The organism is Streptomyces sp. NPDC039423 (assembly GCF_055598725.1).
This window is the reverse complement of record NZ_JBVKAH010000002.1, coordinates 575000-588504: the sequence shown is the minus strand read 5'-3', so window position 1 is coordinate 588504 and position 13505 is coordinate 575000. Positions and strand designations below refer to the sequence as shown.

8 protein-coding genes are annotated in these 13505 nt (G+C 73.8%); 3 read left to right on the top strand and 5 right to left on the bottom strand.

The genetic code is table 11. The features are described from left to right. Positions 1-87: 87 nt before the first annotated feature. Together ACZ7LK_RS08700 and ACZ7LK_RS08695 are read right to left on the bottom strand one after the other, a co-directional pair. Complete coding sequence (locus tag ACZ7LK_RS08700) at positions 88-3630, bottom strand: ATP-dependent helicase (protein WP_471139572.1); 3543 nt, start codon at positions 3628-3630, stop codon at positions 88-90. A gap of 167 nt (positions 3631-3797) precedes the next feature. After that, entirely contained in the window at positions 3798-4241 is a 444-nt protein-coding gene (locus ACZ7LK_RS08695) for an MGMT family protein (RefSeq protein ID WP_392272180.1), read from the bottom strand. Between the two features lie 179 nt (positions 4242-4420). On the opposite strand from ACZ7LK_RS08695, the gene ACZ7LK_RS08690 reads away from it, so the two are divergent. The 3 genes from ACZ7LK_RS08690 to ACZ7LK_RS08680 all read left to right on the top strand — a co-directional run bounded on the left by ACZ7LK_RS08690 (position 4421) and on the right by ACZ7LK_RS08680 (position 10453). Beyond that, a complete protein-coding gene (locus ACZ7LK_RS08690) occupies positions 4421-7063 on the top strand; it encodes a lysylphosphatidylglycerol synthase domain-containing protein (protein WP_392272181.1) in 2643 nt (880 codons plus the stop codon). Between the two features lie 174 nt (positions 7064-7237). After that, positions 7238-8824 (top strand): alpha/beta hydrolase, encoded by a 1587-nt coding sequence (locus ACZ7LK_RS08685; protein WP_471139164.1) that lies wholly within the window; start codon positions 7238-7240, stop codon positions 8822-8824. A 75-nt stretch (positions 8825-8899) separates the two neighbouring features. Continuing rightward, complete coding sequence (locus ACZ7LK_RS08680) at positions 8900-10453, top strand: alpha/beta hydrolase (RefSeq protein ID WP_471139161.1); 1554 nt, start codon at positions 8900-8902, stop codon at positions 10451-10453. Between the two features lie 65 nt (positions 10454-10518). On the opposite strand, the gene moeZ is transcribed toward ACZ7LK_RS08680, so the two are convergent. The 3 genes from moeZ to ACZ7LK_RS08665 form a co-directional block, all read right to left on the bottom strand. Further along, positions 10519-11697, bottom strand: a complete 1179-nt coding sequence (gene moeZ, locus ACZ7LK_RS08675; RefSeq protein WP_469462517.1) for an adenylyltransferase/sulfurtransferase MoeZ — start codon at positions 11695-11697, stop codon at positions 10519-10521. A gap of 70 nt (positions 11698-11767) precedes the next feature. After that, positions 11768-12532, bottom strand: a complete 765-nt coding sequence (locus ACZ7LK_RS08670) for a spherulation-specific family 4 protein (RefSeq protein ID WP_392272185.1) — start codon at positions 12530-12532, stop codon at positions 11768-11770. Further along, on the bottom strand, positions 12520-13503 hold the full coding sequence (locus ACZ7LK_RS08665) for an NAD-dependent epimerase/dehydratase family protein (RefSeq protein WP_392272186.1): 984 nt from the start codon (positions 13501-13503) through the stop codon (positions 12520-12522). Before ACZ7LK_RS08665 ends, ACZ7LK_RS08670 begins: the two co-directional genes overlap by 13 nt. Positions 13504-13505 lie beyond the last annotated feature (2 nt).

Here is a 13505-nt window from a genome sequence, read left to right as displayed (position 1 = left end):
GCCCCCGGCCGTCCACGGTCCCCGGTGCCCCGGCCGCCCCGCTCCCCAGTGCCCGGCCGCGCCCGGTCCCCGGTGGCCCGGCCGGGCTCACTCCACGATGTGGCGGCCCTCGGGCCGGGCACTGCACGAGGCCCGGAAGGCGCAGTGGTCGCAGTGCTTGCCGGTGGACGGGGTGAACCGCTCGTCCAGCACGCGCCCGGCGGCGGTGGCGAGCAGGTCACCGACCCACTCGCCGCCGAGCGGCTCCTGCGCCTGCACCTTGGGCAGCCGTTCGCCGCCCTCCTTCTTGGGGGCGGCCTGCCGGAGCTGGACGAGTTCGGCGCCACCGGGCTCGGGACGGCGACCGTCGAACACCTCGTCGACGGCGCCCTCGCGGACGGCGAGCTGGTATACGGCGAGCTGCGGGTGGTGGGCGACCTCGTCCTTGGTGGGGGCCGACTTCCCGGTCTTGAAGTCCACGACGTAGGCGCGGCCGTGCTCGTCGGCCTCGACGCGGTCCATGGAGCCGCGGATCCGCACCTCGTACTCCCCCGCCTCCAGGGTGACGTCGAACGCGTGCTCGGTGGCCGCGGATGTGCGGCCACCGCGGTCCATGACGTGCCAGCGCAGGAACCTCTCCAGCGCCACGCGCGCGTGCTCCTTCTCCTGGGCGGACTTCCAGGGGGCGTCGAAGGCGAGCGCGTCCCAGACCGAGTCGAGGCGTTCCATGAGGACGGCCAGGTCGGCGGGGGTGCGGCCGGAGGCCACCTCGTCGGCGAGGACGTGCACCACGTTGCCGAAGCCCTGCGCGGCGGTCGCGGGGGCGTCCGCCTTGACCTCGCGGCCCAGGAACCACTGGAGGGCACAGGTGTTGGCGAGCTGGTCCAGGGCGCTGCCGGAGAGCGCCACGGGACGGTCGCGGTCACGGAGGGGGGTGGTCGAGTGGGTGGGCTCGTACAGACCCCACCAGCGGTACGGGTGGGCGGCGGGGACCAGCGGCTGCCCCTCGTCGTCGGTGAGCGAGGCGAGCCGGGCCAGGCGCCGGGCGGCGGCGTCGCGCAGCGCGGGGGTGGCGTCCGGGTCGACGGTGGTGGCGCGCAGCTCGGCGACGAGCGCGGCCACGGCGAGGGGGCGGCGGGGGCGGCCGGTGACGTCCTTCGGTTCGACGCCGAGTTCGGTGAGGAAGCGGGACGGCTGGTCGCCGTCGTCGGCGGGCGCCTTGACTGCGGTGACGACGAGCCGGTCGCGGGCGCGGGTGGCGGCCACGTAGAAGAGCCGACGCTCCTCGGCGAGCAGGGCGCCGGGGCTGAGCGGCTCGGCGATGCCGTCGCGGCCGATGCGGTCGGCCTCCAGGAGGGAGCCCCGGCGGCGCAGGTCGGGCCAGAGGCCTTCCTGTACGCCGGCCACGACGACCAGGCCCCACTCCAGGCCCTTGGAGCGGTGGGCGGTCATCAGGCGTACGGCGTCGGGGCGTACCGGCCGCTTGGACAGGGTGTCGGCGGCGATGTCCTGGGCGTCGAGCTCCTCCAGGAAGTTCAGGGCGCCCCGGCCGCCGGTGCGCTCCTCGGCGCGGGCGGCGGTGTCGAACAGGGCGCACACGGCGTCCAGGTCGCGGTCGGCGTTGCGGCCGGCCGCGCCGCCCCGGAGGGCGGCCCGCTGGAGTCGGGCGGGCCAGGGCGTGCCGTTCCACAGCAGCCAGAGGGCCTCCTCGGCGGTCCCGCCGCCGGCCAGCAGCTCGCGGGTGCGGCGCAGCAGGTCGCCCAGCCGCTGGGCACCGCGCGCGTAGGCGGGGTCGTGCGCCACCAGCCGTTCGGGCTCGGCGAGGGCGCGGGCGAGCAGGACGTCGGAGGGCGGCGGGACCTTGTTGCCCCCAGCCCGCTCCTCGTCCCGCAGGGCCCGGCCGAGGCGGCGCAGGTCGGCCGCGTCCATGCCGCCCAGCGGGGAGGCGAGCAGGCCGATGGCGGTCTCGGTGTCCAGCCATGGCCGAGGCCCCGCCGGGGTGTCGTCCACCGGGACACCCGGCCCCGCCGGGGTGTCGCCGGTCGGGGCGTCGGCGTCCGGGGCGTCGGCGGCGGCGCCTGCCGGGGCATCGTCGTCGTCGGCGCGGGGACCGGCCCCGGCGCTCCCGTCACCCTCGCGGATGTCGTCGCCGTCACCCACAGGAGTGAGCGCTCCGGATCCCACGGCCCCCTCGGACCTCTCGGATCCCTCGGCCCCCTCGGCCCCCTCGGCCCCCTCGGACCCCTCGGACCCCTCGGACCCCGAGGAGGATCCCCCCGCCTCCACCCGTCCCCCCTCCGGGGTCGCCGCCGCGCGGAGGGCGGCGAGCAGGGGGGCGACGGCCGGTTCGTGGCGCAGCGGGACGTCGTCGCCGTCCACCTCGACCGGGACGCCCGCCGAGGTGAGGGCGCGGCGCAGGGTGGGCAGGGTGCGGCCGCCCGCGCGGACCAGGACGGCCATGTCGTTCCACGGGACGCCGTCCTCCAGGTGGGCGCGCCGCAGGATGTCCGCGATGTTGTCCAGTTCCGTGGAGGAGGTGGGGAAGGTGTACGTCTCGACCCGGCCGCCGCCCCGGCCCGCCGTCAGGTCCCGGTGCGCCCGGGCCTTGTCGGCGGGCAGGCGCGGCAGCGGCATCCGGGTGGTGAGCAGCCGGGTGGCGGACAGCAGGGCGGCGCCCGACCGGCGCGAGGTGGTGAGGACGGCGACCGGCGCGGGGGCGCCGTCCGCGCGGCGGAAAGCGCCGGGGAAGTCGAGGATCCCGTTGACGTCCGCGCCCCGGAACGCGTAGATCGACTGGTCCGGGTCGCCGAACGCGTACAGCGTCCGCCCGCCCCCCGCCAGCGCCCGCAGCAGCCGCACCTGGGCGGGGTCGGTGTCCTGGTACTCGTCGACGAACACGGCGTCGTAGCCGGGCAGCGCCGCCGAACCGGCGAGCAGCACCGCCCGGTGCACCAGCTCCGCGTAGTCCAGGACGCCCTGCATGTCGAGCACGTCCAGGTACTCGGCGAGGAACTCGGCCGCCGCCGACCAGTCCCGCCGCCCGGTGCGCGCGGCGAAGTCGGCGAGCGCGCGCGGGCCGAGGCCCAGTTCCCGGGAGCGCGCCAGGACGGCCCGTACCTCGTCGGCGAAGCCGCGCGTGGTCAGGCAGGCCCGCAGCTCGTCGGGCCAGTGGATACGGGCCAGGCCCTCCCGCTCCAGGTCGAGCTGGCCCGCCAGCAGCTCGCGCACGGCGAGGTCCTGCTCCGGGCCGGACAGCAGGCGCAGCGGCTCCGCGAAGAGGTCCGCGTCCTGGTGGGCGCGGACCAGGGCGTAGCAGTAGGAGTGGAACGTGGTCGCCTGAGGGGCGCGCGTCCCGCCGATCCGGGCGGCCATCCGGTCGCGCAGTTCCACGGCGGCCTTGCGGCTGAAGGTGAGGACCAGCAGCCGCTCCGGGTCGGCGCCCCGGGCGATCCGGGCCGCGACCGCCTCCACCAGCGTCGTCGTCTTGCCGGTGCCCGGGCCGGCGAGGACCAGGAGCGGTCCGCCGGGATGGTCAACCACGGCACGCTGCGATGCGTCCAGGAGAGGGGGGCTCACGGGAGCCGGCGGGGTACGCACCAGTCGGTACGCGCCCGGGGTCCGCCCACGAGATGGCGTACGCCCGGTGGTAATCGAGGAGGAGCTCACGTGGATCGCCGGTCCTGGTGGGTGTGCTGGTGCTGAGGATGCTGGGTGGGGGGCGCGGGGAGCACGCCACGCGGGACGACGTTACGCGTACTCCGTACGGTCGTGCCCGCGATGCCCACCACGTCCGCCGCGCGGCCGCGTGGCCGAAGCTGTCACCTGTGAGACATCGCACTCGCACCGCCGCCGGAACCGCCGCCGCCGGACCCGTCCCCGCCGTCCCAGCGCGCCCGGCGCATGTCGAGCCGCGGGAGGTGGCCCTCGGCCTGCCGCGCGGCCTCGCGCAGCGGGGTGCCCTCCGCCCGGTAGTGGCCGAGGGCGCGCAGCTCGTGGCCGGGGAGGAGCTGCCCGTCGGCCCGCACGACCCGCCACCACGGCACCGCGCCGCCGTAGAGCGCCATGACGCGCCCGACCTGGCGCGGGCCGCCCACCCGTCGCCCACCACCATCCTTGTCCGAGAGCGCTTCGCGCTCCCCCTCCTGCGCGAGCCATTCGGCGACGTCCCCGTATGTCATCACCCGGCCGGACGGGATCAGCTCGGCGACTTCCAGCACCCGTTCCGCGTACTCCGGAAGCTCCTCAGCACTCATCCGGTCCATCCTGCACCACACCACCGACAACGCGGGCAATGCACCCTGCTGGCCCCCGCCGCCGCCCGGTCATGCCACCATCTTCCGGGCGGTGACCGGTGATACGAGATCAACAAGACACAGACACGGCGAAGGGGCGGGATGTGCGGCCTCCCGAGGTGGAGTCCACTTCGGGGCCTCCTGAGACGATGGAGACGAACGAGACGAAGGAGACGGTATGCGTGAACGCGGAGAGGCACATCGACCGCGTCTCCGGTGACGAGCCGCTGCTCGCCGCCCGCGTCCACCGGCCGTCCGACCTGCTGCGGCTGCTCATCGGCATCCTCGCGATCGGTGTCGTCATCGCCATCGCCGCCTTCGCCCACGCCACGACCACGGGCCTGGAGGAGGACATCAGCAAGGGCACCGGCCAGGCTCCCGACGTCTTCGTCAAGGTCGCCGGGCTCGTGTCCAGCATCGCGGTCCTGCTCGTCCCGGTCGCCTTCGCCATCGAGCGGCTGATCAAGCGGGACGGGCTGCGCATCGCGGACGGCGTCCTCGCCGCCGTACTGGCGCACGGGGTCACCCTGGCCACCGACCTGTGGGTCGCCAGGGCCGCGCCGGGCACCATTCAGGAGGCGCTGACGCAGCCCCAGGCGGGCGGCGGGCTGTCCGACCCGGTCCACGGGTACCTCGCCCCCGTCATCGCCTACATGACGGCCGTGGGCATGGCCCGCCGGCCTCGCTGGCGGGTGTCGCTGTGGGTGGTGCTGCTGCTCGACGCGTTCGCGATGCTGGTGGCCGACTACACCACCCCGTTCTCGATCGTCCTGACCATCCTGATCGGCTGGACCGTCGCCTACGGCACCCTCTACGCGGTCGGTTCCCCGAACGTGCGGCCCACCGGCCAGACGCTCCTGGCCGGGCTGCGCCACGTCGGCTTCCGCCCGGTCACGGCGATGCGCGCCGAGGACGTCGTCGACTCCGCCGAACAGGGCGACCGCGGCCGCCGCTACCTGGTCACCCTGGAGGAGGGCCCGCCGCTCGACGTCACCGTGGTGGACCGCGAACAGCAGGCGCAGGGGTTCTTCTACCGGGTGTGGCGCAGGCTCACCCTGCGGGGCATCACCACCCGCCGCTCCCTCCAGTCGCTGCGCCAGGCCCTGGAACAGGAGGCGCTGCTGGCGTACGCGGCGATCGCCGCCGGCGCCAACGCGCCCAAGCTGATCGCCACCTCCGAGCTCGGCCCGGACGCCGTGATGCTGGTGTACGAGCACCTGGGCGGCCGTTCTCTGGACGCGCTGGACGACGAGGAGATCACCGACGAGGTCGTCCGGGGCGCCTGGCTGCAGGTGAAGGCGCTCCAGTCGCGCCGTATCGCGCACCGCCGGCTGACGGGCGACGCCCTTGTGGTGGATCGTTCCGGCAGGGTGATCGTCACGGATCTCCGGGGTGGCGAGATCGCCGCCGGGGACCTCGTCCTGCGGATGGACATCGCCCAGCTTCTGACCACCCTGGGGCTGCGCGTCGGCGCGCGGCGGGCGGTGGCGGCCGCGGTCGACGCGCTCGGCCCCGACCGGGTCGCCGACTGCCTGCCGCTGCTCCAGCCGATCGCGCTGAGCCGTTCGACCCGGGCGACCCTGCGCAGACTGGCGCGGGAGCGGGCGCAGCGGGAGCGGGAGGCGGTCCTCGCCGCCTCCGAGGCGGCCAAGCAGGCCCGGCTGGAGGGGCACGCCGCCGGCAGCGAGGAGGAGAGGAAGGCGGACCGCAAGGCGGTGCGCGCCGAGAAGCAGGCCGAGAAGCGGGCGCTGGACGAGGCGATGGACGAGGTCCGCGAGGAGGACCTGCTGGCCCAGATCCGGCAGCAGGTGCTGCTGATCCGGCCGCAGGCCCCGGTGGAGCCCGTAAGGCTGGAGCGGATCAGGCCGCGGACGCTGATCAGCATCATCGCCGGCGCCATCGCCGTGTACTTCCTGATCTCGCAGATCTCCAAGGCGTCGCTGTCGGTGTCCACGTTCGCCGGCGCCGACTGGGCGTGGATCACGGTCGCGCTGCTGTTCTCCGCGGTGAGCTACGTGGCGGCGGCGATGAGCCTGCTGGGCTTCGTCCCGGAGCGGGTCTCCTTCGGCCGTACCGTGATCGCCCAGGTGGCGGGGTCGTTCGTGAAGATCGTCGCTCCGGCGGCGGTCGGCGGGGTGGCCCTCAACACCCGCTTCCTCCAGCGCTCGGGCGTACGTCCCGGCCTGGCGGTCGCCAGTGTCGGCGCCTCGCAGCTCTTCGGGCTGGGCGCGCACATCCTGCTGCTGCTGTCGTTCGGCTACCTCACCGGCACGGAGAAGACCCAGGACTTCACGCCCTCCCGGACGGTGATCGCGGGTCTGCTGACGGCCGCGGTGCTGGTGCTGGTCGTCACGGCGATCCCCGCCCTGCGCAAGTTCGTCTCCACCCGGCTGCGGTCGCTGTTCGCCGGTGTGGTGCCGCGCATGCTGGACGTGCTCCAGCGGCCGGGGAAGCTGCTCACCGGGATCGGCGGCATGCTGCTGCTGACCGGTGCGTTCGTGCTGTGCCTGGACGCGTCGATCCGGGCGTTCTCCGACGGTGCCCAGCCGCTGAGCTACGCGAGCCTCGCCGTGGTGTTCCTGGCCGGCAACGCCCTGGGGTCGGCCGCTCCGACACCGGGTGGTGTGGGGGCCGTGGAGGGCGCGCTGACCTTCGGCCTGGTGGCCGTGGGCGGTCTGCCGGCGGAGGTCGCGGCACCGGCGGTGCTGCTGTACCGCGTGATGACGCTGTGGCTGCCGGTGCTGCCGGGGTGGTTCTCGTTCAACTTCCTGACCCGCAAAGGCGCCCTCTGACGCGGGAGGGCCCCTGACCGGTCCGGGGCGCCGGGCACCCGGGAGCGGCCGTGTGCGGCGCCCGCGGGCCGCCGTCCCCCGGTGCCCGGAGGCCGCCGCCCCCGGTACCCGCCCCGGCCACCCGCATGGACGCGGGCACGGGCGCCGGGCGGGCGCCGGGCGCACGATGGAGCCATGACCTCCCGCGCCGCCCGGTCCGCCGCCATCCGCACGCCACGGCGTGCGGCCGTGCTCGCCGCCGCGACCGCCGCCCTGGTGATGGCCGCCGGCTGCTCCGGCGACGGGGACGAGGGCGGCGAACCGGCCCGTCCCAGGGAGCTGGCCACCCAGAAGCTGACCTGGGAGCCCTGTGCCGCCCCGTCCGTCCAGGAGGGCGAGGGCACCGCCCCGTCCCCGCTGCCCGGCGGCACCAAGTGGGAGTGCTCCTTCATGCAGGCGCCGCTCGACTACGAGGACCCCGACGGCGGGACCATCGAACTGGCGCTCATCCGGGCGAAGGCCTCCCGCCCGGCCGGCCGGATCGGCTCGCTCATCTTCAACTTCGGCGGCCCCGGCGGCTCCGGCATCACCGCCCTGCCCTCCTTCGCCAAGGACTACGAGTCGCTGCGCACCCGCTACGACCTGGTGAGCTTCGATCCGCGCGGGGTCGGCCGCAGTGAGGGCGTCGAGTGCGAGGACGACCCGGAACTGGACGCCTTCTTCGCGCTGGACTCCACCCCCGACACCGCGCAGGAGGAGCGGGACTACCAGGAGGGCCTGAAGAAGTTCGCCGAGGCCTGCGACGAGAACTCCGGTGACGTGCTGCCGCACGTCGGCACCACCAACGCCGCCCGCGACCTGGACCTGATGCGCCAGGTGCTGGGCGACAGCAAGCTGCACTACTTCGGCATCTCGTACGGCACCGAACTCGGCGGCGTCTACGCCCACCTGTTCCCCAAGACCGTCGGCCGTGCCGTCTTCGACGCCGTCGTCGACCCGGGCGGAACCACCGAACAGGGCGCCCTGGGGCAGGCCAAGGGCTTCCAGCTCGCGCTGAACAACTTCGCCGAGGCCTGCGCCGCGCGCGGCGACGCCTGCAAGCTGCCGGGCAGCGACGCCAAGGAGATCGAAGGCTTCATCACCGGCCTGCTCGCCCGGCTCGACAAGAAGCCCATCCCCGGCATCGGCGACCGGAAGCTCACCCAGTCCCAGGCCACCAACGGCATCGCCCAGGCCCTGTACTCCAAGGAGTACTGGCCCTATCTGGAACAGGGCCTCGACGAGGCCGACGGCGGGGACGGGGGCCTGCTCCTGGCCCTGTCGGACTCCATGAACGGCCGCGACCAGAACGGCGACTACAGCAACCTCCAGGCGGCCAACGCGGCCATCAACTGCGTCGACGACAAAGAGCGGTTCACCGTGGAGCAGGCCAAGGCGAAGCTGCCCGAGTTCCGCAAGGCGTCCCCCGTCTTCGGCGGCTTCCTCGGCTGGGGCCTGATCAGTTGCTCCCAGTGGCCCGTGCCCGGCACCTGGGACCACCCCGACGTCAGCGCCCCCGGCTCGGCGCCCATCCTGGTCATCGGCAACACCGGGGACCCGGCCACCCCCTACGCCGGGGCGAGGGCGATGGCCGCCGCGCTCGGCAAGGGCGTCGGCGTGGAGCTGACGTACGAGGGCGAGGGCCACGGCGCGTACAACAGCGGCGACGCGTGCGTGAAGCGCACGGTCGACGCCTACCTGCTGAACGGCACGGTGCCGAAGTCGGGGACCGTGTGCCCGTAGGGCGCCGTCCTCCCGGGGAGTGCCGCCGGGGGCCGTGCCTAGGATGGCTGTTCGGCACAGGAGTTGGGGGGACACATGTCCATTCGGGTACGGCCGGCCGGGCTCGCGGTCGCGGCGGCGCTGGTGGCGGGGCTGGTCACCGGCTGCGACGGCGGAGGCGGCGGCACCCCCGGCGGTACGGACGGCGGCACCGGCCGGACCTCGGCGGGCCCCCCGATGGCGTCCCTGCCCGCCGCGCTCACCGGCCAGAAGCCGGACTGGCGCGGCTGCGAGGCGCCGCGGGGCGCCGAGGAGCCCGGCCCGGAATGGCGCTGTGCCACCGTGCGGGTCCCCCTGGACTACGCGAAGCCGGGCGGCGCGACCCTGCCCATCGCGCTGATCCGCAAGGAGGCCCGCCACAAGGACCGCCGGATCGGCTCCCTGCTGTTCAACTTCGGCGGCCCGGGCGCCTCCGGTGTGACCGCCATGCCGCAGGCGGCCGAGCAGTTCGAGGAGCTGGGCAGCCGCTACGACCTGGTCGGCTTCGACCCGCGCGGGGTGGACCGCAGCTCCGGGGTGGTGTGCCGGGACAACGAGGAGCAGGCCGCCTCCGTGGCACGGATCGACCTCACCCCGGACACGCCCGCCGAGGAGGCCGCCTTCCTCGCGGACGGGGCCGCCTTCGGCGCCGGCTGCGCCAAGCGGTCCGGCACGGTCATCCGCCACGTCACCACGACCAACACCGCACGGGACCTGGACCTCGTCCGGTACGTGCTGGGTGACGACAAGCTCCACTACATGGGCTTCTCCTACGGCACCCAGCTCGGCGGGACGTACGCCCACCTGTTCCCGCGCAACGTCGGCCGGACCGTCCTGGACGCGGTCGTCGACCCGACCGCGGACACCGCCGGCCACGCCCGCAACCAGGCGATCGGCTTCCAGCGGGCACTGAACAACTACTTCGCCTCCACCGGCGAGGGCGCGGCCGCGGGCAACGCGCGCGTGACGGCCCTGCTGGAGCGGCTGGACCGCGCACCGCTGCCCGCCGCGGACGGCCGCGAACTCACCCAGAGCCTGGCCCTGACCGGCATCGCCCAGACCCTGTACTCGGAGCGCATGTGGTCGTACCTCACCGAGGGGCTGAAGGAGGCGGAGGGAGGCCGGGGTGACGCGCTGCTGCGACTGGCCGACATGTACAACGGCCGCGGCGAGGACGGCACCTACGACACCCGCGCGCACTCGCAGCGGGCCATCTCGTGCGCCGACAGCAGCAGCCGGCCCACGGCCGCCGAGGCCAAGGCGCTGCTGCCGGAGTTCCGGCGGATATCGCCGGTCTTCGCCGAGTTCATGGCCTGGGACACGGCCGGGTGGTGCGCGGACTGGCCGGTGAAGGGCGAGAGCGCCACCCCCGAGACCAGCGCCCCGGGCGCGGGCCCGATCCTGGTGGTCGGGACGACGGGCGACTCCGCGACGCCGTACGAGGGCGCCAAGAAGATGGCGGACGAGCTGGGGGCGGGCGTCGGCGTCCTCCTCACCTTCAAGGGCGAGGGGCACGGCGCGTACACCGGCGACAACCGTTGCGTGCGGGACACCGTCAACGCCTACCTGCTGGAGGGCAAGGTCCCCCCGAACGGCACGACCTGCTCCTGAACATCCCGCCCGGGCAAAAGGGCCGGACCCCCGCACGGGGTCCGGCCCTTGTTTTCCGCCGTGGTCTAGTAGACCGGCTTCTCCGGCTCGATCTGGTTGACCCAGCCGATGACGCCGCCGCCGACGTGCACCGCGTCCGCGAAGCCCGCGGACTTCAGCACGGCGAGCACTTCCGCACTGCGGACACCCGTCTTGCAATGCAAGACGATCTTCTTGTCCTGGGGCAGGCCCTGGAGGGCGTTGCCCATCAGGAACTCGTTCTTCGGGATCAGACGGGCACCGGGGATCGAGACGATCTCGTACTCGTTCTGCTCACGGACGTCGATGATGTCGATGTTCTCGCCCTCGTCGATCCACTCCTTGAGCTGCTTGGGAGTGATCGTCGCGCCGAGCGCCGCCTCCTGGGCCTCCTCCGACACGACGCCGCAGAAGGCCTCGTAGTCGATGAGCTCGGTGACGGTGGGGTTCTCGCCGCAGACCGCGCAGTCGGGGTCCTTGCGGACCTTGACCTGGCGGTACTGCATCTCCAGGGCGTCGTAGATCATCAGCCGGCCGACCAGCGGGTCGCCCACGCCGGCCAGGACCTTGATCGCCTCGGTGACCTGGATGGAACCGATGGACGCGCACAGCACGCCCAGCACGCCGCCCTCGGCGCAGGAGGGGACCATGCCCGGCGGCGGGGGCTCCGGGTACAGGCAGCGGTAGCAGGGGCCGTACTCGGACCAGAAGACGGACGCCTGGCCGTCGAAGCGGTAGATCGAGCCCCAGACGTACGGCTTGTTCAGCAGCACGCAGGCGTCGTTGACCAGGTAGCGGGTGGCGAAGTTGTCCGTGCCGTCGACGATCAGGTCGTACTGGGCGAAGATGTCCATCACGTTGTCGGCCTCGAGCCGCTCCTCGTGCAGGACCACGTTCACGTACGGGTTGATGCCGAGCACGCTGTCGCGCGCGGACTCGGCCTTGGAACGGCCGATGTCGGACTGGCTGTGGATGATCTGGCGCTGGAGGTTCGACTCGTCGACCTCGTCGAACTCCACGATGCCGAGCGTGCCCACGCCGGCCGCGGCGAGGTACATCAGGGCGGGCGAGCCGAGGCCTCCGGCGCCCACACAGAGCACCTTGGCGTTCTTGAGCCGCTTCTGCCCGTCCATCCCGACATCCGGGATGATCAGGTGGCGGGAGTACCTGCGGACCTCGTCTACGGTGAGCTCGGCAGCCGGCTCGACCAGGGGTGGCAGCGACACGGAGACCTCATCAATACAGCTGGTCGGTAGTCAGTACGGTTGTTCTTCCGTAACACTGCCATGGCACTCCTCATTCCGAGACACCTCGTCCGATCTGCGAGACGATTTCGTCCCAGTAGCCGGGCAGAGCCGCGAATGGGCTGTTTTGTCCGCTGTCGTCGCCCGTCCGGTCGGTGAAGAAGATCGTCCCCGCGCCCTGCCAGCGCGCGATGCGCGTCGCCTCGTCGAGATGGGTGCGCGGTACCCCGTGGACGAGATGGACGAAGCGCTCCGGCGGATGGTCGGCGGTCCACTCGGCCACCTGTGACCAGCGGTACTCGGCCCAGGGCCCGGAGAAGGTCACCAGCTGGTCGGCGACCTCGGCGTAGCCCGGGTGCGGATGGGTGCCGTGCCCCAGCACCAAGTGCCCGCCGTCGGCGTGCTCCAGGACCACCTCCAGGGTGGCGGTGACCCGCCGTACGGCGGCCAGGTCGGCCCGGTCGGTGGGGCAGCGGTCCAGCAGGAAGCCGTCCACCAGGTACCAGTCCAGGAACCGGTGCGCGTCGGTGACGAGGTCACCGAAGGGGCGGGAGCCGTGGCGGAGGTCGAGGTGGCCCAGCACCCGGCCGCCCGCGTTGCGCAGCTTGCCCACCGCCTCCAGGCAGTGCGGGTCGGGCCGGGCCCCGGGGCCGTCCGCGACGTTGAGGACGGCCCAGTGCAGGGGCGTTCCGGGCCGGGTCAGCTCCGCCCACTCGACCGGCGCGATCAGGGGATGGGCGTAGCCGGGCACACCGAAGCCGAGCCGTTCGGCGCCGGTGGCGGAGAGCCCCGTGTCCGTACGGGTCAGATGCGGCACGCCGCCTCCATCCAGATGTCGGCCAGGGACTCCTCCAGGTTGATGCGCGGCCGCCAGCCGAGCCGGTCGCGAGCGGTGCGCACGTCGGCCTGCTGCCAGTTGCCGCACCCGTCGGGATACGGGTGCGGGGCGGGCACCACATGGTCGGGGACGCTCTCCCCGCGCTGGGCGCCGATGGACGCCATGGACCCCACCGCCGACAGGGCGGGCCGGGCCGGCGCCTCCAGTTCGTGCAGCGACCCGGCGTACCCGGCGACCCTGGCCAGCACGGCGGCCGCGTCGCGGAGCCGTACGGCCCGGCCGGTGCCGATGTTGACGATGCCCTGCGCCGCGGAGAGGGAGGCGGCGTGCACGGCGCGCGCCACGTCGCGTACGTCGACGAAGTCGCGCTGCACGCCGAGTCCCCCGAGCTTGAGCTCGCCGTCACCGGTCTGCATGGCCCGCCGCATGGCCTCGGCGAGCCGGCCGAGCGGCGAGCCGGCGGGGGTGCCGGGTCCGACGGGTGAGAAGACCCGGAGGACGACGGCGTCCAGTCCGGAGCCGAGGACGAGCTCGGTGGCGGCGAGCTTGGACACGCCGTACGGCCCGCCGGGGCGCGGCACCGCGTCCTCGGCGGTGGACGAGCCGGGCTGGGACGGCCCGTACTCGGAGGCGCAGCCGACCTGGACCATGCGCGCCCCGCAGCCGCTGCGGCGCAGCGCCTCGCAGACGGTGGCGACGGCGACGGTGTTGTGCCGGGTCAGCTCGCGCGCGCCGCCCCGGGTGGTGCCGGCGCAGTTGATGACGACGCCGGGGTGGACGGCGTCCAGGAACCGGGTGAGCGCGCCGGGGCTCCCGCCCGCGAGGTCGAAGCGCACGTCGGCGTCGTCGCCGCGTCCGAGGGCGGTGAGGTGGACGGCCGGGTCGGCCAGCAGCCGGTCGGCGACGAAGCGGCCGATGAATCCATTGGCACCGAGCAGCAGCACCCTCATCG

Bases quoted from the DNA above. Each gene is read 5' to 3' on its own strand.
- ACZ7LK_RS08695 (WP_392272180.1), bottom strand. From the start codon at position 4,241: ATGGACCGGATGAGTGCTGAGGAGCTTCCGGAGTACGCGGAACGGGTG.
- ACZ7LK_RS08665 (WP_392272186.1), bottom strand. From the start codon at position 13,503: ATGAGGGTGCTGCTGCTCGGTGCCAATGGATTCATCGGCCGCTTCGTC.
- ACZ7LK_RS08685 (WP_471139164.1), top strand. From the start codon at position 7,238: ATGACCTCCCGCGCCGCCCGGTCCGCCGCCATCCGCACGCCACGGCGT.
- ACZ7LK_RS08680 (WP_471139161.1), top strand. From the start codon at position 8,900: ATGTCCATTCGGGTACGGCCGGCCGGGCTCGCGGTCGCGGCGGCGCTG.
- ACZ7LK_RS08690 (WP_392272181.1), top strand. From the start codon at position 4,421: ATGGAGACGAACGAGACGAAGGAGACGGTATGCGTGAACGCGGAGAGG.